Here is an 18914-nt window from a genome sequence, read left to right as displayed (position 1 = left end):
TTACTGAATAAAAACGCTTTTCATGGAATAGAGGGTTATTGAGAGTGTATAAATGTTAGCAACCTTATCATCATACGAATATTTTTCTCAACTAATGATGATTGTTATTTTTATAGGGACATTTGTAGGGTTAATTAAGTTTCAAAAAGTGCCTGAAAGAGTTTTTGCTGTCTCAGCATTATCAATGATTTTGTTCTCAATCGCCTCAACTGACGAGCTTTTGAATAATGCAGTAAACCCTGGGCTTATTACATTAATATTGCTAATACTTTGCTCTTTTTCTATTGAACGAACGACTTACTTAAGACGTTTGTCTGGCAAACTTTTTTCTGGTTCCAAAAGCAGTGCAAGTGCCAAAACATTATTAACAACGGCATTTTCATCGGCGGTTTTAAATAATACCGCGGTTGTTGCAACACTTTTGAACGCGATTAAAAATAACTCAGTCATTAATCCAGGTAAGTTATTGTTGCCTGTTTCTTATGCAGCCATTCTTGGCGGTACATTAACCCTTGTTGGCACATCAACCAATTTAATTGTTAACTCTTTGGTGATAGAGCAAGGTAACAAGTCGTTAGATTTTTTTGATTTCACACTCGTTGGGCTATCTGTACTTGTTGCCTGTTTTATCGTGATCTTTTTAAGCATGAATTCACTACCTGATATGTCATCAGAAGCAATGAATACGAAAGATTACTTATTGGAAGCTAAAGTTGCACAAGACTCTAAACTCGTTGGCAGTACAGTAGAAGAGAATGGACTTCGAAACTTAGATTCATTGTTTTTGGTTGAAATTATTCGTCAAGGTCGTCTTATTTCTCCGGTTGCACCAGATGAGCTTGTTGAGGTTGGTGATAAATTGATTTTTACCGGCGATGTATCAAAGGTATTAACTCTTCAACAATTTGACGGGCTTTCATTATTTGCTGAAATCGACGGGTTATTGCGTGAAAACCTTACTGAAGTCATGATAAAGCCTGGCTCAGCAATTGTTGGTAAAACACTCAAAACGGCTGGATTTCGAGCGCGTTTTGATGCTGCTGTAGTGGCGATAAGAAGAGACGGTGAAACAATTTCAGGTAAGCTAGGTGAAGTGGTTATTAAAGCCGGTGATTTTTTTGTACTAGCAGTTGGTAATGACTTTAGTTCTCGTACAAACCTTAGCAAAAACTTTTATATTTTATCAGGTCATGAAGCCGAGAACATATTAAATAACAAGCAGAGTTTGTTCACCTTTGCCGGCTTTATAGGCGCCATTGGACTATCTATTCTTACTGATATTACGTTGTTAACCTGCTTAGTGTTCTATTTAGCGTTTTTGGTTTTTTCTAAAAATTTAGTAGTAAACGAAATTAAACGCCGATTTCCACTAGAGATTTGGGTCATCGTATTAAGTGCACTAACACTGGCTGATGGTATAGAAAATTCAGGTATAGCGCTTTTAATCTCTGAAAATATAGAGTCTGTATTACAAGGCAATAGCGCATACTTTGCTTTTGTTATTGTCTTTGTCGCAACGCTATTGATGACAGAATTGGTCACGAATAATGCCGCAGCAGCGTTAATGTTCCCTATCGCTTATAACATAGCTTTAGGTTTAGGTGTCGATACTATGCCTTTTATTATGGCGGTTGCATTTGGTGCCAGTGGCAGTTTTATTAGTCCATATGGCTATCAAACCAATGTCATGGTATATAACGCTGGTGATTATCGATTAAAAGACTTTGTTAAGTTCGGCATCCCTGTGTCGCTGGTATATAGTGTCACGACGCTCTTTATGATACCGATAGTGTTCCCGTTTTAAGTAAAATTTACGATCAAAGTAATGCGCTATTTTGGTCTATGACTAGGTAAAGAAAAATGAAAACTGAAAATACCGTTTGGCACGAACAAGTAATTACGAAAGAGCAACGTAGTGCTCAAAAAAATCAAAAGCCTTGCTTGTTATGGTACACAGGCCTTAGCGGCTCTGGAAAATCTACTGTAGCAAACGCAGTTGATGCGATGTTATTTGACATGGGCTGTCATAGTTATTTACTTGATGGTGACAATGTTCGTCATGGCTTAAATGGTGATTTAGGCTTTAGTGATGATGAGCGAGTAGAGAATATTCGTAGAATCTCTGAAGTCGCTAAACTGTTTTGTGACTCAGGCCTTATTGTTTCAACGGCATTTATTTCACCTTTTGCAAGCGATCGTGCAATGGCTAAAGAAAAGTTGTCTGAAGGTGAGTTTATCGAAGTATTTATCGATACGCCTATCGCTGTATGTGAATCACGTGACCCTAAAGGTTTGTATAAAAAAGCACGCGCCGGTGAAATAAAGCACTTCACAGGTATCGACTCAGATTACGATATTCCTCAGTCACCTGAGATTCATGTGAAAACAGCTGAGCAGTCGATAGAGCAGTGTGCAAAGCAAATTGTTAATTTTTTAATTAGTAAAGGCTTTGTGAAGGGAGAAAGCTAAGATGCATTTTGATGTTTTTAATGGTGACGCTGACGGTATTTTAGCCCTTGTTCAATTGCGTTTACATGAACCAAAGCAAAGCACGTTAGTAACAGGCGTAAAAAGAGATATTGCCTTACTTAAGCAAGTTGATGTTGAATCTGCCAATTCAGTAACTGTACTTGATATATCGATGGAGAAAAATATCGATGCGCTAAACAAGTTAGTGACCAATAAAATAAGTGTTGATTATGTCGATCACCATCGTCCTGGTGATATTCCAGATTCAGAGTATTTAAACGCTACGATAGATACTGATGCGAATACTTGTACTAGCCTTTTGGTAAACCAACAGCTAAATAGTAAATATGTATTATGGGCTATTGCGGCAGCGTACGGTGATAATATGATTGCTTCTGCCGATCAGTTAGCTGCTCAAGAAAAGTTATCTAAAGAGCAAGCTGAGCAGCTTAAATCACTGGGTATTTATATTAACTATAACGGTTATGGCCGTGATGTTAATGACTTACACTTTACACCGAGTGATCTGTTTAAACAGTTAGTCGAATTTGATAACCCGTTTGATTTAATAAACCAACCTAATTCCATTTATCATCAACTGGCAACGGCTTATAAAGATGATATGGCTAAAGCAAAAGCTTCTCCGGTGCTGAGCGACTCGAATGTGCTTTATGTTGTGGAATTAGTCGATGAGCCATGGGCTCGCCGCGTAAGTGGCGTTTATGGCAATGATTTAGCAAACCAGTCACCAGATAAAGCTCATGCTGTTTTTACCCTAAATGCTGACGAAAGCTATACCGTGAGTTTACGTGCCCCTTTAAACAACAAACAAGGAGCTGGCGATATTTGTGCCCAGTTTGAAACTGGTGGTGGTAGAGCCGCAGCCGCGGGTATAAATAGATTACCTAAATCGGAACTTGATAAGTTTATTGCTGTTGTTTCTGAGTATTACGCTTAAAGTATTGGCGTATGTTTGAATGATAACTAGTCATCACCCCGATGATTAGTAATCTTTTGAATGTCAAAAAGAAGCTTACAAAACGAATGTCATACCGACGACTACCTTATTTTTGAATGTCATAGGACTACTACTTTAGTTTTGAATGTCATGCCGACGTAGGTCGGTATCTCTGGTTTAGTTATTAAATCATTGAGCGTCATAGGCTTTGTTACAGCACTTTGCTTGAGATTGCGGCCTTCGCCACAATGACTCTATCTTCGGTATGAACTGTCATACCGACGAAGGTCGGTATCTCTGGTTAACTTGTGAAGTAAGGTGTTTCAACGTTTCTTGTTATTTTACTTTGGCAAAGATTGTGGGCTTCGCCACAATGACTCATCTCTTCGTGTGAGCCGTCATACCGACGAAGGTCGGTATCTCTTATTTAGTTATTAAATCATTGAGCTTCATAGGCACTGTTACAGCACTTCACTGGAGATTGAGGCCTTCGCCACAATGACTCATATCTTCGGTATTAACTGTCATACCGACGAGTGCTTTAGTTTTGAATGTCATACCGACGAAGGTCGGTATCTCTTATTTAGTTATTAAATCTTTAGGCTTCATGGGCTTTGTTACAGCACTCTGATGGAGATTGCGGCCTTCGCCACAATGACTCATCTCTTCGTGTGAGCCGTCATACCGACGAAGGTCGGTATCTATTGTTTAGTTATTAAATCATTGCGCTTCATGGGCTTTGTTACCGCACTTTGCTGGAGATTGCGGCCTTCGCCACAATGACTCATATCTTCGGTATTAACTGTCATACCGACGAGTGCTTTAGTTTTGAATGTCATACCGACGAAGGTCGGTATCTATTATTTAGTTATTAAATCATTGAGCGTCATAGGTATTGTTACTGTTACTGTTACTGCACACTATTAAAGATTGCGGCCTTCGCCACAATGACACTTATCCTTCGCCACAATGACACTTATCCTTCGCCACAATGACACTTATCCTTCGCCACAATGACTCATATCTTCGGTGTGAACTGTCATACCGACGAAGGTCGGTATTTCTTGTTTAGTTATTAAATCATTGAGCGTCATAGGTATTGTTACTGTACACTATTAAAGATTGCGGCCTTCGCCACAATGACTCATATCTTCGGTGTGAACTGTCATACCGACGAAGGTCGGTATCTCTTATTTAGTTATTAAGCCTGAGCTTCATGAGATTTCTTACTGCACTCTAATGGAGATTGCGGCCTTCGCCACAATGACTCATATCTTCGGTATTAACTGTCATACCGACGACTACTTTAATTTTGAATGTCATACCGACGAAGGTCGGTATCTATTATTTAGTTATTAAATCATTGCGCTTCATGGGCTTTGTTACCGCACTTTGCTGGAGATTGCGGCCTTCGCCACAATGACACTTATCTTTCGCTACAATGACTCATATTTTTTGCAACAACGACTTATCTCTTCGTGTGAGCCGTCATACCGACGAGTGCTTTAGTTTTGAATGTCATACCGACGAAGGTCGGTATCTCTAAATAACAGTGCTAAACAATCATTCAAGCAAAAAAAATAGGCCAAGGAACCAACAAAAGGCCTAATAAATGTTTATCTAGCTTGAAGTTGAGGTTTGAAAAAAAGCGGGAAAATCATCCGTGATTTGTACTCCCTGTACGCTTCTTCCATGGGTAGCCTCATGCTACCGTAACCACTTTTAATTAAGCATCCTGCTTAAAAATATGGTCACGCCAGTAAGATTAGAATAGAATCTAAAAAATACAAATTTACCATTATAGCTATTAGGTATAAGTTATTCTTTTGAGTTTCAAGGTATGCTTAACCTGTTTAAAGAGTAATATGATTACGTTGATTTAATTACGTTTCTCTAAACATATTTATCAAATGTAAATAGCTTAAATCATTAAGGATGAATTAAACAAAATGAGCTTATTAATTACAGGCGGCACAGGTTACATTGGTAGCCATACCGTGGTTGAATTATTAAACCTTGGCGAAGACGTTATTATTGTCGACAACCTTTTTAACTCTTCTACTAAAGTACTTGATCGTATTGAGTCTATTACTGGGAAACTTCCAACCTTCATTAAAGCCGATATTTGTGATGAAGTTGCAATGAATGCCGTATTTGATGAACATGATATTTCAGCTGTTGTTCACTTTGCTGGTTTAAAAGCGGTAGGGGAGTCAAATGATATCCCGTTAAGTTACTATCATAATAATGTTTCAGGCTCGGTTACTTTATTGCAAGTTATGGCTAACCATGGTGTGAAAAACCTCGTTTTTAGCTCGTCTGCTACCGTATATGGTGATAAAAATACATCGCCGCTAGATGAGTCTATGCCTACTTCAGCGACTAATCCTTATGGTCAAACTAAATTAATGATTGAGCATATCTTATTTGATTTAGCCAAAAGTGATGGTGAATGGTCGATTGCATGTCTGCGTTACTTCAACCCTATCGGCGCTCATGCCTCAGGTTTAATTGGTGAAAATCCAAATGGTATTCCAAATAATTTATTACCATATGTATCTCAGGTTGCCGTTGGCAGATTAAAAGAGTTACAAGTATTTGGTGATGACTATGATACGCCAGATGGTACAGGCGTGAGAGACTATATTCATGTCGTTGATTTAGCGCTTGGTCACGTAAAAGCATTACAAAAGCTAAATATCATTGAAGGTTGCCAACCGATTAACCTTGGTACTGGTAATGGTACATCAGTGTTAGAAATTGTTAATACGTTTAAAAAAATTAGTGGACAAGATATTCCATTTGCCATTGCTCCGCGTCGTGACGGTGATATTGCAACCGTATATGCCAATGCGGATATTGCGAAGAATCTACTTGAGTGGCAAGCCGAGCGTGATTTACATGCGATGATTGAAGATACGTGGTGTTGGCAATCAAATAACCCTAATGGTTATTAAAAGTATCTAATCCAGTCATATTAAATGGGCTTTGAGTATAATTACTCAGAGCCCATTTTTTTCTTATTCAGTATTTGTTGTGACACCAAACCAACAACGATAAAGCTCAAACCAATAATGGTTGCAGGATGAATGCTTTCACCAAGAAATAAGTAGATAAAATAAAGGGATAGGAAAGGCGAGATAAAAATTAGCATACTTACTTGTGAAGTATTCGTCGCTTTTTTTAACGCATACAGCCATAAAATAAACGTTATGCCCATCTCAAATAACCCAACATAGATAGCGCCAATTAGTCCTTCGGTGCTTGGTGTTTGCCACTGTCCTTGCACTGTCATCACTAGTGCAATGACCGGAATACCAACGCTAAAACAAAGAAATAAGCTGACGATTGGTTTCGCTGTATTTTTGGTATTGATAATCCAGTAAATGGCCCACAGCACGGTTGAAATTAGTGCTAAGGCAACACCGAGTGTGCTAGTAAAGTTAAGCTCTGTTAATTGGCCTTGTGTCGATATAATTGCGGCGCCAAAGTAAGCAAGTATCAGTGCTAAAGCGTCATACTTAGTTAGCTTATGACCAAGAAACGGTACGGCAAGCAAACTTAATGTTATCGCCCATGTGTAATTTAGGGTTTGAGCCTGTTGCGCAGGCAGTAAGTCGTAGGCTTCAAATAGAATTAAATAATACAACGCAGGGTTGATTAGCCCTAACTGGATAAACCTTATTGGTGATGCCTTGAATGCAGGCAATACTTGGTTGAGCTGCTTTTTTAAAAGCAAAATAACAAAAAGTAAAAGCCAAGTCGTAATAGAGGCGTAAAAAAGTAATTGAGCAGGTGATAGGTGCTCTAGTGATAATTTAAAGGCTGTAGCTACAGTAGACCACAGCAGTACTGCGCCCAAACCATATTGAATGGCGGCCGGTTGGTGTTTTTCCATGAGAGATTCTTTGTTTACAAATTTACTAAGCGATAACTAAGTCTTTGCTAAGTTTAAGAGCTAGTTCTATGTAAACTAGCCGTTTGCTATTTTAGTTTGCTCGTCGGCCCAAACTACGGCGTCATGATAAGCTTTAACTACATCATCTTTTTCTAATTCAAGCTTGTTGATGATCGCTTGAACCGACTCAAATTCAGCCTTTTCAATTTTCTCAGCAAGCAAAATTAGCGCTGCCATAGTACCACGTTTGGTAATAAGCGGATCTTTTATTTCTTGGGCAAGAGGGAGCTTTTCTAGAACCACTTCAATATCTTCATCTAAGATAGCGTCGATAAGAGACAAAAGACCGATTAAGAATGTGGTAGAGGTATCTACTTTGCTTGATAAACTTTCACCAATATTTTCACAGAATTTAGCACGCGCCATTGATAGGTTTACAAGTTCAGAAGGCTTGTGAGGATTAATATTTGAGGCAAATAATAATCCTAAAAACTTCTTAAGCTCATTAACCCCCAAAATAACTAAGGCTTGCTTAATGGTAGATATTTCATTTCTTCGTCTAAATATAGGTGAATTAACATATCTCAATAACTTGTAAGATAATGTCACATCACGCTCAAATACTGCCGTAATATTAGCCAAATCTAACTCTGGCTTCGACATTTCATAAAGTAATTCAGCCATTGCTAATTGCGATGGTGACAGGTTGCGCGCTTTAACAACTTCAGGTTTTGAGAAGAAGTATCCTTGAAAAAGCTCAAAATCTAATTCAATACATTGCTGGTATTGCTCGTGAGTCTCAACTTTTTCAGCCAACAGCTTGATATTAGGGTGTTTTGTTATGGCCTCTTTTATTTCTAAAATTTCTTCAATACTTGTATTGAGTAAGTCCACTTTAATAATGCTGATATACGGATAGAAGTGAGCCCAAACTTTTTGATGTTTATAATCGTCTAAAACTAATGTGTAACCAAGTTCATGCAGCTTTTGACACTCGGCCAGTAAGCGCTTGCCAGGTTTAACTGTTTCAAGGATTTCAATGATCACTTCTTCAGTTGATAACATAGTGGCATAGCCTTTTAATATGGTATCAAGCGTGAAGTTAATAAAGGCAGGTTTACCGTGAGTAAACTCATTTATGCCCGCATTGAAACGGCTTGCTTCAATCATTTTTGTGGTGGCTTCGTCACCATCGACATGCTCAGGGAAAATATTATCTAAACCTTCTCGGAACAAAAGTTCGTAACCGAAAAGGTTTTTATCTTTATCTAAAATCGGCTGTCGTGCAGCATAAAAATACATGTAACTTTAAAACCTATTTACCTTTAGCAAGGACAGGACTCGTGTTGTTAGTTAACGCCAATGATTAACTAATAGCCCATAAAAAACAAGCGCTTTATGCTATGTTCTCATTATTTTCACAATTATTAAGTTGGTGGTAAACCGCTTCAGCAGGGTTGTCCTTTTGAGTGAGTAAGCTCACTACGTAGCCGGCGATACTTGCTAAGATAAAGGCAGGCACAATTTCGTATAAGTCAAAAATTCCGCCAGACAATTGCTTCCATACAATAACGATAATAGCACCATTTACGATTGTTGCGAGTGCACCTTGCTTAGTATATTTCGGCCAATACAAACTGAATAAAATAGCAGGGCCAAATGCGGCACCAAAACCAGCCCAAGCATAACTTACTAAATCAAGCACTGAGCTCTCTGGATTTGTTGCAACCCAGGTAGCGATTATCGCAATGGCCAATAACGAAAAGCGTGTTAACCACACAAGTTCGTTTTCAGACGCTTTGCGTTTTGAGATGTGTTTGTAGAAGTCTTCAACGATAACACTTGAGCAAACAAGTAGTTGAGAGTCTATAGTGCTCATGATAGCCGATAAAATTGCAGCAATTAAGATACCTGCTACCCAAGGGTTAAATACAGCTTGTGTTAAAAAGATGAAAACAGTTTCAGGATTATCTAACGGTGATTCGGCAAAATAAGCAGAGCCGACTAGACCAACACCGAGCGCACCAAATAAAGAAATGATCATCCAACCCATGGCGATGTTTCGAGACTTTGGAATATCTTTTGTTGAACGAATTGCCATAAAGCGAGAGAGAATATGTGGTTGACCAAAATAACCTAAGCCCCAGGCAAATAACGAAATAAAGCCTAACCAAGTAAAGCCTTTACTCAGTGAATCATAGTCTGGGTTTATGTTTGTTAATATGGCTTGTGTTTTATCTAATCCGCCTAAGTCGTTAATCGCGACAATTGGTAAAACAATTAGCGCCAAAAACATTAAGCAACCTTGGAAAAAGTCAGTCCAACTTACCGCTAAAAAACCACCTAAAAAGGTATATGAAACAATAACCAATGCGCCAATCATTAAGGCATTCATGTACTCTAAGCCAAATACTTCTTCAAAAAGAATTGCGCCACCGACAAGACCTGAAGAAACGTAAAAGGTGAAGAACACTAAAATAGTGATAGCAGAAACAAAGCGAAGGGTATGAGACTTGTCGTTAAAGCGTTGCTCTAAAAACTCTGGAATAGTTAACGCATCGTTAGCTTTTTCAGTAAAGCTACGGAGTTTTGGTGCGACTAAAAGCCAGTTGAAGAAAGCGCCGACAACTAAACCTACACCAATCCACACTTCACTTACGCCAGATAAATAGACCGCACCAGGTAAACCTAATAGCAACCAGCCACTCATATCTGAAGCACCCACACTTAGCGCGGTAACTGCAGGGCCTAATTGACGTCCACCAAGAATGTAGTCGCTTAAGGTGTCTGTTGCTTTATATGCGAAGAAGCCTATACCTAATGTGACGAATAGGTAGCCAATAAATGTTATGAGGGTAGGGAGTTCAAATGTCATACAGCTAAGTTAGTTATAATAATTATGGGTAATTTATCATAATTAACTTAGCATGTACTCTCTAGTTTTATTAAATGGTTAGCAATAAAAGTGGGCTAAGTTGACCAACGTATATTGCTTTCAACATTTTCTTGCCATTTATTTAACTTTTCGTTTTCATCGGCAATGATGACGACATTAGAGTTTTGATAGGAAACGGCTCTACCTTTGAAGTTTTCATCAGCAAAACTCGATTCTATTTCAAGATCTTTATTTTGCGGAATAATAAACACAGTCACTGGGCTAGTTATGCCTTTGTACACTAAATGTAAACTCTTCATGCCATCAAAACGGCAATACTCTGCAGAAATTAATTCACCAATTTGCCCATTAAATGAGCCGTCAAAGGTTTCCATTTTATTGTTTAATGACGCGAGTGTTACATTAGCTGGCATCTGATTAGAGAAGACACCATCTTCGTGATATACATGCGCCAGCGCATGATCTGACAATGTATTATAAGCCGAAGAAAACTGCATAAATTTTAGGCTTAAGCCCATCACAAAAGCGACAGAAGCAGCAAGTGCCAAGTGAACACGCTTTTTACGCTGTTGTTGTCTGTGACTTACAAAGGTTTGCTTTAAGATAAGCTTACTTTTTAAATCTTCAGGCACATCAATATTTAATGCTTGTTTAATGTCTTGATCTAATGCTTCGAGTTCACTGACAAAACTTTCTCGATTGGCATCTTCTTTAATAGCTTGACGTGTTTCGTCATCTAGGTGAGAAGGATCTGCATATACATTTCGTCTAAATTGCAAATCATCCATTGTTGAAACCTCTTGCTTTTGGTTCTTCATCTACTAATTCTTTAAGTTGATTACGCGCTCTGAAAAGTCGTGTCATCACTGTATTTTTGTTTAACGATAAAATACCTGCTATTTCATCGCCACTAAAGCCACCTAATACTTGTAGTACAAGTGGTTCTCTATACTCTTCAGGTAGCGCGGCTATTTTTTCGCGTAACCAGTGGTTTTCTATTTTTTGCTCACTTGATGTTGCTTTCACATCATCAATTGTTGATTCTTCATACTCACCCATGTCAAATTGCTTACGCTCAAAGCGTCGTGCATTTTCACGTCGCAAAATAGTGATAAGCCATGACTTTGCTGCTTTTTCATCTTTTAACGAATCAAGTGAACGCCACGCACGCAAAAATGTTTCTTGGACAACATCTTCTGCAACGTGTTTGTCTTTGCACAGCCAATAAGCGTAACGATATAAATCGGCACTCCAAGCTTGCACTAATGCTTCGTATCTGTGTTGTTTTGTCGTCATGTATCAATAGACCTGCGAGTGTTTAAAATAATTTCGCACATTTTATTTATTTTAGAAAAAAATTAAGGGCAGTGTAAAATTTACACTGCCCTTAATTTAATTAGTGAGTAAACAACGACGAATTAAGGATTTAAACGTAACGATTGATCATTATTCGATGAAATAGCTGATTTTTGCACTTGCTGCAACGCATTGAATAGTGCTTTACCATTCCAAGTCTGCTGCGTTTTGCCGTAATAGGCTTGTTGCAGTTCATTAAGTGCTTCGGTAAATGCTAAATTATCGATTGTTTGTGTTGCTTGGGCAAGATTGGTTATAGGAGGTTTATTGCTGTGCTCTTGCGTTAGTTTTAGGTTCAACCATGGTACAAGTAAACTCATGACTCGTTCGCCATTACCTTGCTTACAAGCAGACAACAACTGCAGGTAATACTCATTAACATTTTTCGGTATTGTTTGCTCTTTAGCTTTTTTCGATTTTTTAAATTTAGCACTAACAAACCATAACAAACATGTGCCCAACCAAAGGGCCAAGAATAGCCATTGCAACCAAGGCGTTTTATATTCTACTACTGTAACCGGTTGTCGAGGTTGAGACTGGTTTATAGGTGCTTGTGGCTCAGATAAAGGTTGTTCAACGGTATTGAACGTTGGCACCGTTGTTACTCCATTTGGATTTGGCAGCACGGTAATTTCTTGTGCTTCAATGCGGGCAACTTCTTGGCGATTGGTTACCGCATTCCACCAAGGCACTTCAAACGCAGGAATTTTGTAGGTACCTGGTTTTGACGCTACCACAGCGAAGCTTTGCACCTTTTGAGAAACGAGTCGAGATTGCTTCATTGACGTGTGCAGGCTCGCTTGATCAGGGTAGATTTTCAGCCCCGGCACTTCAGCTAACTCGATTTTAGGCAGTTGCTCTTCTGATAACCCAGCAGCCGTAATAGTCATTGTACGTGTTATTGGTTCACCAACTTTAAATTCTTCTGGCGTTGGTTGCCATTCATCGTGCACTGCAAGCAGCTCTGCCGGTAACCATTGACCATTTGCGCTATCAGGAATAGGCATAACCGTTAAATTGATATCTTCACCAATCACGCTGACAGATTTTGTTTCACCGAATGAGAAAAAGCTAGAACGTCCGCCTGAGGTTTGGAGTTGCACTTCACCAGAAAATAACGGCGATTTTAGTGTGAAATCACCACTTTGTTGTGGGCTGATAGTGTATGTGCGTTCAATAACGCGAAATCGACGGCCATTAATAATGGCATCTGATTCTTTGTCTTGACCAAGTTGTTTAATAATGGCTGATGCTAATTGAGGCTCAGATAAGCTACCTCTTTTTAAATTCGCGGCAAAGTGTAGTTTTACGGTTAATGTCACATTTTGCTGAACGTATAATTCAGTGTTAGATATTTCATTGGTAATAAATAAGTCTCGGTTAACAGCCTGACCACTGTCTTGAGGTGATAGTACTTTTACCGTAATGGGTTGCGTATATTTATCATCAATTTTTAACGCTGGAATGACAAACTCACCCGTGCGCTTTGCGATAAGTACAGTACTCCAACGTGTTGAGCGTGTTGTTTTAAAGTTGATCATGCTGGTTTGTGAACTAACCGAGGTTCGACCAACAATAAAGTCAGTTAACAGGGCTGAGGTGTCTAACGCATCAGAGTCAGCATCGTCGTCTGCAACAATTTCAAGAATGAAAGATTCACCTTTGATTACGGGGTTTCTATCAATCGTTGCTGTGACATTATTAACAGCTAAGCTTGAGAAGCTAATTAAGGTTATTATCAAGCTAGTTAGAATTCTTACCACTTTTTCTTCGCTCCTGAATTTTGGTGACGACGTTTTTGATATTCTAATTGCATTTTATTGCGCAATAGTAGGTGAGGGTCGTCGGTTACTTTGTTAAGCAATTGCATATGTTTTTGTTCTAATTCTTTTTGCTTTTGATCGCTTTCTTGCATTGCAGCCTGCTTCATTTCTTGCTGTTGCTCTTCACCTTCAGATTTTTGCTGATTTTGGTTCTGAGCTTGCTGCTCTTGCTGTTTGTCTTGTTCATTTTGTTGCTGTTGATCACTTTGCTCTTGATCTTGTTCAGCATTATCTTGCTGGTTTTGGTTTTCTTGTTTGTTATTTTGCGATTGATCCTGCTGGTTTTCAGTATCACTTTTTTGCTCTTGGCTTTCGCTGTTTTGGTTTTCTTGATCGTTAGCGCCATTTTGCTCGCCTTGTTGATCATTATTTTGGTTTTCGTTTTGTTCGCTTTCTTTTTGTTGGTCTTGATCTTTACCTTGCTGATCTTGTTGCTGGTTTTGCTCTTTAAGCTTTTCAAGCAAGGCTTTGTTGTCTTGCGCTTGTGTGAAGTCAGGCTGCTGATCTAGCGCTTGTTGGTACGCTTCAATTGCTTCATCGATTTGTCCTGCTTTAGCTAACGCATTCCCTTTGTTATATAGCGCTTGAGGGGTATCTATCCCCGATAGAATTTCAGCTGCTTGCTGATAGTTTCCTGAACGATATTGGGCGCTTGATTGCCATAACTTATCTTCAAACTGCTGTGCTGCGGCTTCAAAATTCTGGTCGTTGTATTTTTTCTGGGCTTGCTGATCTGGTGTTTGCCAAAGATTATTCCATGCTTGTACCAGCGGGCTATCTGGTTGAGCTTTAGTAGGCACTTCTTGTGCTTTGTCTGCTGATTGAGCCAGCGCTGATGGCGTAGGTGATAAAAACATAACAATAGGCAAGATCGATAAAATGATGCCACGACGAAAATAGCCTAATACAAAGGGTAAAATAGCGAACACGATATAAGGGCCAAGCTCTTGCCAGCTATCACCTAACTTTGTTTGCTCTTGTTCAAGCTCTTTTGAGTCTTGAGGTAGTTGATAGCTTGTAAGTGACTCAACGTCATCGTGGCTATGGGTAATCGTTTGATAAACGCCGCCACTTTTCTTTGCTAGCCCATTTAACTTTCCAATCGGTAGCTTAGGGATAACAATTTGCCCTGTGTCGTCTTTTAAAAGCTCACCATTTGGAAGTGTTATCGGCGCACCATCGCTTGTACCTATTCCTAGAATATTTAAGCGATGTGGGTAGTCTTGAATAAATTCGTTAATTGCTTCGATATCGAGTCGATCTACGTCATCAGTCAACCAATAAATATCCCCTTTTAGATGACCTGCATTGATTAACATATCATTTGCTGTAAGTAGTGCAGGGAAGGGATCGCTACCGATTTCAGGCATAATTTCAGGTGTTAGACTAGGTAATAGTAGTTTGATGTTATTTATGTCTTGTGTGAGCGGGCTAATGATAAACGACGCGCCGGCATAGGCAACAAGGCCAATATCACCTTCATTAATACTGTCAAGAATATCAATCGCTTTAAAGCGTGAGCGGGTAAGTCGATTTGGCGCAACATCAGTTGAATACATCGAATATGACATATCCATCACGATCACTGAACCACGTTCTACATTGAATACCGGTTGCGGTAGCTTTTGGTAAGTAGGACCGGCTAGTGCCGTTACAGCTAGGACAAAAATTAAACTGGGTACAAAAATCGATACACTTTGCTTTTTGTTTCCTTGTGACATCAATACTTTTTGCAGGTGCGCAGGAATAACTTGCTGCCACCCCGAGTATTGAAAGGTTAATTTTTTAATCAGCCATATAATAAGTGGCAAAGCAATTAAGGCAATAAACCACAGGGGGCGAAGAAAGTGAAAATCAGCCATTTGCTTTCTCCCGTTTGCTAGGTTGTGTGCTCCATGGCAATGCTTTTAGGAGCAGGGAGATAAACGCAAGTCCTAAGGCGATAGCTAATGAATAATAAAATAGGGCAGTTTGCGGACGCATTTGTTGCTGCTCTTGCTCGACTGGCTCTAACTGGTCAAGTTGTTGGTATATGTCATTCATACTTTGGCTATCTCTAGCACGAAAATATTGGCCACCTGTTTGTTGCGCAATATTTTTCAGCGACTTTTCATCAAGCTCTGCAGATGGGTTTACTTTACGCGTACCAAAAATCGTGCGTTGGATCATTTCATCAGCACCGATACCAATGGTATATATCGTCACGTCTTGAGATACTGCCAATTCAAGAGCCTGTTCTGGTGTAATTTTGCCTGCAGTGTTTTGGCCGTCAGTTACCAACAGCAGGACACGGTTCGACTCATCTTTTTGGTTAAAGCGTTTCACAGACAATGCCATGGCATCGCCAATAGCTGTTTTTTTACCAACTAAACCAATGACGGCTTCATCTAACATTTGCGCGACAGTCGCTCTATCAAATGTCATGGGGGTTTGCATATATGCATCGTCGGCAAACAGTATCAAACCTAGCCTGTCGCCGACCCGGCGTTCGATAAAATCGCCTAATACTTCTTTAAGCATATCAAGACGGTTCACATTGGCACCGTGTAATGACATATCTTCTATTTGCATAGAGCCAGATAAATCAACAGCGATCATCATTTCGCGTGATTCATTTGGGATATTAATTGGTTCGCCTAACCACCGCGGACGAGCGGCAGAAAAAACTAACAAAAGCCAAATAACAATGAGCAAAACAATTGAGACTCGGTTTCGCGTAGGTGCATGAGACTGCGCTTGCAAGCCACCTAGTTTAATCGGCACTTGTAATGCACTTTGCTGACGACTGGTATTTGCCGGCAGCCAATAGACTAATAACGGTAAAAGACTTGCCAGTAATACCCAAGGCCATTCAAAACTAAACATGTTTGCCTCCATTTTTTGGATGCGAACTGTTTGGCAATGCATTGGTTAGCCAGTAGTGGGCTGCACTTTTAAGTGAAGCTGAGTCATTTTCTTGCTGTTGGTACAAAGACTCGAAGTGATTGTCACTTAACGATTGAAAATGGAGCTGCTTTTTCACAGGCAATTTGTTGTTAAGGAAGTCAAAAAACTCACTACTGTGTAAATGAGCGACCTGCTGTCTAGGGAAGTAGGCAAGTGCTGCCCATTTTAAAACACCCATGATTGCTTGGTTAGTTTGGGCATTCTCTAATGAAGATAATGCTTGTTTTTGATTTTTCTTTAATCTTTTTTGCTTAATGATGTGACGCACTAAAAACACAGTAAGCAAAACAATGATAGCAATAAGTAAATACCAACCTATTGCCAATGGAAATGTGCCTATCGGTTCTGGCGTTTGAATGTCGTGCAATTGTGCTAACGGGTCCACGCATTCACCTCTGATTTAATTTGGTCTTCTAATAATTGTGCTGAAGAAATATGTAACACTCTGCCACCGGCATTTTTCAGAAGCGATAAACGTTCTTGATGGAAATGACTAGCAAGTTCTTGATAGTGATTTGTAGACTTTTTGTCACCTAACATCATTTGTTGCTGGGTGTTGCCATCAGATAGCGTGACTGATTGTTTTTTACGACTACTAGGTAATTGGTGCTCTAGCGGATCTGATACCAAGCAAATGACGAGCTCACAATGACGCGATATCATCATTAAGTCATAGACATTACTTTGATTAACATGATGTCCGTCGGTGATTAAATAGACGAGCGCACCAGGTTTGGCCAATTGTCGTAAGCGGCGACAATTATCTTGAAAATGATTGTCGCTGTGCTCGGCGCTCACCGGAGTTTGTAGCTCACACAAGGCATGTAAGTAATGTAGTACTCCTTGTTGACGTGAACGAGGCTTTAATTCAATGTGCTGCTCTTCGTTAAACACGATACCGCCAATACGGTCACCGCGCGATTTAGCATGCCATGCTAGCAGGGAAGCAAGGTGAGACGCTTGAACTGACTTAAACAACAACTGGCTGCCAAAGTGCATATTTTGACTTAGGTCAGTTGCGATCAGTACAGGGCGTTCAACCTCTTCACGAAATAACTTGGTGTGGGTTTTACCTGTTCTAGCCGTTACACGCCAATCAATCGTGCGAATATCATCACCGGTTTGATAATGGCGAACTTCATCAAACTCCATACCTCGACCTTTGGAGCGGGCAAGGTAGTTCCCTGACATCTTGCCCTGCAATTGCTGTCGAGGCGCTAAATTGATCAGCGTTGACTTTGCTTGGTAAGCTATAAGTTCGTCAATAGATACGCTAATACCATTGGTTTTAGCGCTCGCTAAAACTTGCTCAACGCTGACTTCGGCATTATTTGATTGTTTATTAAACCACACAGAATACACCTTTTAGGTGGCCTAACCGACAGCAACAAGCGAAAGTAAATGGTCAAGAATTTGATTTGACGTTAATCCTTCAGCTTCTGCTTGATAGGTAAGCAAAATACGATGACGCAATACGTTATGAAACACGGCTTGAACATCTTCAGGACTAACAAAATCTCTGCCATGGAGCCAAGCACGAGCGCGGGCACAGCGATCAAGTGCAATCGTCGCACGTGGACTTGCACCAAAGGCAATCCATTGTTTTAACTTGTCATCATATTTCTCTGGCGTTCGTGTCGCGATAATTAAATCAACAATGTATTTTTCAACCGCATCAGCCATATGGATACTCAGCACTTGCTCACGAGCAGCAAAAATATCATCTTGGGTGATTTCTTTAACCGGCGCCTTCGTGTGATTTAATGCTTCACCACGATTTAGTTTTAAAATTTCTAACTCGCTTGCTGCATCTGGATAATTAATATCTAGGTGCATTAAAAAGCGATCAAGCTGTGCTTCAGGCAACGGATAGGTACCTTCTTGCTCGATCGGATTTTGTGTTGCCATCACTAAAAACAAATCAGGTAATTTGTAAGTATTTCGACCAACGGATATTTGACCTTCTGCCATGGCTTCTAACAAGGCTGATTGCACTTTAGCTGGTGCACGGTTAATTTCGTCGGCTAATACTAGATTACGAAAGAGTGGACCCGCTTGGAAACTAAAGGTGCCATCTTCTGGGCGATAGATATCGGTGCCTGTTAAATCAGCTGGCAATAAATCAGGTGTAAACTGCACACGGTGAAAGTCTGCTTCTAAACCCTTAGCGAGTTCATTTACTGCTCTTGTTTTTGCTAAGCCTGGAGGGCCTTCAACAATAAGATGACCGTTGGCAAGCAACGCAATAAGCAAATTTTCGACAAGAGATGACTGACCAATGATTTGACCTGCTAAGTGTTTTTGCAGGGTATTAAATGCTTGTAATGACATATATTTTTTACATCTTATTATGGGTTAATGGCATTCATACCATTTTATATGGGGCAATAGATATTGAACACAAGTATTTGACCATATTTTTTACTGTTTTTGTAAATAAAATTTACAGGTAAATATGCGTAATTACCGTAATGAGTGCTAAGTTTGTTAGCAGATAGTTAGCAATAGCATAAAGTCAACATTGAAAATTTCTATCAGTTAAGTAGAATCAAGCTATCTTGACAGAGG

The 18914-nt window shown here is 39.6% G+C and carries 16 protein-coding genes; 4 read left to right on the top strand and 12 right to left on the bottom strand.

Going from position 1 to position 18914, the window contains the following annotated elements; translation table 11 throughout:
• Window positions 1-52: 52 nt before the first annotated feature.
• From QQK02_RS03690 to QQK02_RS03680, 3 genes are read left to right on the top strand one after another with little or no spacing between them, the layout of a single operon-like run.
• The gene (locus QQK02_RS03690; protein ID WP_284206594.1) at window positions 53-1804 is read left to right on the top strand and encodes an SLC13 family permease; all 1752 of its coding nucleotides are present in this window, start codon (window positions 53-55) and stop codon (window positions 1802-1804) included.
• Window positions 1805-1860: 56 nt separating this feature from the next.
• The gene (gene cysC, locus QQK02_RS03685) at window positions 1861-2469 is read left to right on the top strand and encodes an adenylyl-sulfate kinase (protein WP_284206593.1); all 609 of its coding nucleotides are present in this window, start codon (window positions 1861-1863) and stop codon (window positions 2467-2469) included.
• 1 nt (window position 2470) lies between these two features.
• Complete coding sequence (locus tag QQK02_RS03680) at window positions 2471-3427, top strand: DHHA1 domain-containing protein (protein WP_284206592.1); 957 nt, start codon at window positions 2471-2473, stop codon at window positions 3425-3427.
• A gap of 701 nt (window positions 3428-4128) precedes the next feature.
• Here the strand turns inward: QQK02_RS03680 and QQK02_RS03675 are convergent.
• Entirely contained in the window at window positions 4129-4266 is a 138-nt protein-coding gene (locus QQK02_RS03675; protein ID WP_284206591.1) for a hypothetical protein, read from the bottom strand.
• A gap of 1110 nt (window positions 4267-5376) precedes the next feature.
• Between QQK02_RS03675 and galE the strand changes: the two genes are divergently transcribed.
• Complete coding sequence (gene galE, locus QQK02_RS03670) at window positions 5377-6384, top strand: UDP-glucose 4-epimerase GalE (protein WP_284206590.1); 1008 nt, start codon at window positions 5377-5379, stop codon at window positions 6382-6384.
• 41 nt (window positions 6385-6425) lie between these two features.
• On the opposite strand, the gene QQK02_RS03665 is transcribed toward galE, so the two are convergent.
• From QQK02_RS03665 to QQK02_RS03615, 11 genes are all read right to left on the bottom strand, one after another.
• Window positions 6426-7325, bottom strand: a complete 900-nt coding sequence (locus tag QQK02_RS03665) for a DMT family transporter (protein WP_284206589.1) — start codon at window positions 7323-7325, stop codon at window positions 6426-6428.
• A 75-nt stretch (window positions 7326-7400) separates the two neighbouring features.
• Window positions 7401-8627: an EAL and HDOD domain-containing protein gene (locus QQK02_RS03660; protein ID WP_284206588.1), complete on the bottom strand. Its 1227-nt coding sequence runs from the start codon at window positions 8625-8627 to the stop codon at window positions 7401-7403.
• A gap of 94 nt (window positions 8628-8721) precedes the next feature.
• Window positions 8722-10200, bottom strand: coding sequence for a sodium/proline symporter PutP (putP, locus tag QQK02_RS03655; RefSeq protein ID WP_284206587.1), 1479 nt, complete (start codon window positions 10198-10200; stop codon window positions 8722-8724).
• A gap of 95 nt (window positions 10201-10295) precedes the next feature.
• Window positions 10296-11039, bottom strand: a complete 744-nt coding sequence (locus QQK02_RS03650; RefSeq protein ID WP_284206586.1) for a DUF3379 family protein — start codon at window positions 11037-11039, stop codon at window positions 10296-10298.
• The gene (locus QQK02_RS03645) at window positions 11002-11517 is read right to left on the bottom strand and encodes a sigma-70 family RNA polymerase sigma factor (RefSeq protein ID WP_284206585.1); all 516 of its coding nucleotides are present in this window, start codon (window positions 11515-11517) and stop codon (window positions 11002-11004) included. The genes QQK02_RS03650 and QQK02_RS03645 overlap by 38 nt, the downstream gene beginning before the upstream one ends.
• A 122-nt stretch (window positions 11518-11639) precedes the next feature.
• The gene (locus tag QQK02_RS03640) at window positions 11640-13340 is read right to left on the bottom strand and encodes a BatD family protein (RefSeq protein ID WP_284206584.1); all 1701 of its coding nucleotides are present in this window, start codon (window positions 13338-13340) and stop codon (window positions 11640-11642) included.
• The gene (locus QQK02_RS03635; protein ID WP_284206583.1) at window positions 13334-15262 is read right to left on the bottom strand and encodes a VWA domain-containing protein; all 1929 of its coding nucleotides are present in this window, start codon (window positions 15260-15262) and stop codon (window positions 13334-13336) included. The genes QQK02_RS03640 and QQK02_RS03635 overlap by 7 nt, the downstream gene beginning before the upstream one ends.
• Window positions 15255-16265 (bottom strand): vWA domain-containing protein, encoded by a 1011-nt coding sequence (locus tag QQK02_RS03630; RefSeq protein WP_284206582.1) that lies wholly within the window; start codon window positions 16263-16265, stop codon window positions 15255-15257. The genes QQK02_RS03635 and QQK02_RS03630 overlap by 8 nt, the downstream gene beginning before the upstream one ends.
• Window positions 16258-16731, bottom strand: a complete 474-nt coding sequence (locus QQK02_RS03625; RefSeq protein ID WP_284206581.1) for a DUF4381 domain-containing protein — start codon at window positions 16729-16731, stop codon at window positions 16258-16260. Before QQK02_RS03625 ends, QQK02_RS03630 begins: the two co-directional genes overlap by 8 nt.
• On the bottom strand, window positions 16719-17699 hold the full coding sequence (locus QQK02_RS03620; RefSeq protein ID WP_284206580.1) for a DUF58 domain-containing protein: 981 nt from the start codon (window positions 17697-17699) through the stop codon (window positions 16719-16721). Before QQK02_RS03620 ends, QQK02_RS03625 begins: the two co-directional genes overlap by 13 nt.
• Before the next feature lie 21 nt (window positions 17700-17720).
• Complete coding sequence (locus QQK02_RS03615) at window positions 17721-18677, bottom strand: AAA family ATPase (RefSeq protein ID WP_284206579.1); 957 nt, start codon at window positions 18675-18677, stop codon at window positions 17721-17723.
• Window positions 18678-18914: the final 237 nt, after the last annotated feature.

The organism is Thalassotalea eurytherma (genome assembly GCF_030161415.1).
Classification (GTDB): domain Bacteria; phylum Pseudomonadota; class Gammaproteobacteria; order Enterobacterales; family Alteromonadaceae; genus Thalassotalea_G; species Thalassotalea_G eurytherma.
This window is presented reverse-complemented; position numbering and strand designations above follow the sequence as displayed.

Coding starts and splice junctions, on each gene's coding strand:
- QQK02_RS03680 (WP_284206592.1), top strand. CDS start 2,471: ATGCATTTTGATGTTTTTAATGGTGACGCTGACGGTATTTTAGCCCTT.
- QQK02_RS03675 (WP_284206591.1), bottom strand. CDS start 4,266: ATGACATTCAAAACTAAAGCACTCGTCGGTATGACAGTTAATACCGAA.
- QQK02_RS03650 (WP_284206586.1), bottom strand. CDS start 11,039: ATGAAGAACCAAAAGCAAGAGGTTTCAACAATGGATGATTTGCAATTT.
- putP (WP_284206587.1), bottom strand. CDS start 10,200: ATGACATTTGAACTCCCTACCCTCATAACATTTATTGGCTACCTATTC.
- QQK02_RS03630 (WP_284206582.1), bottom strand. CDS start 16,265: ATGTTTAGTTTTGAATGGCCTTGGGTATTACTGGCAAGTCTTTTACCG.
- galE (WP_284206590.1), top strand. CDS start 5,377: ATGAGCTTATTAATTACAGGCGGCACAGGTTACATTGGTAGCCATACC.
- QQK02_RS03690 (WP_284206594.1), top strand. CDS start 53: ATGTTAGCAACCTTATCATCATACGAATATTTTTCTCAACTAATGATG.
- cysC (WP_284206593.1), top strand. CDS start 1,861: ATGAAAACTGAAAATACCGTTTGGCACGAACAAGTAATTACGAAAGAG.
- QQK02_RS03615 (WP_284206579.1), bottom strand. CDS start 18,677: ATGTCATTACAAGCATTTAATACCCTGCAAAAACACTTAGCAGGTCAA.
- QQK02_RS03660 (WP_284206588.1), bottom strand. CDS start 8,627: ATGTATTTTTATGCTGCACGACAGCCGATTTTAGATAAAGATAAAAAC.
- QQK02_RS03645 (WP_284206585.1), bottom strand. CDS start 11,517: ATGACGACAAAACAACACAGATACGAAGCATTAGTGCAAGCTTGGAGT.
- QQK02_RS03635 (WP_284206583.1), bottom strand. CDS start 15,262: ATGGCTGATTTTCACTTTCTTCGCCCCCTGTGGTTTATTGCCTTAATT.
- QQK02_RS03665 (WP_284206589.1), bottom strand. CDS start 7,325: ATGGAAAAACACCAACCGGCCGCCATTCAATATGGTTTGGGCGCAGTA.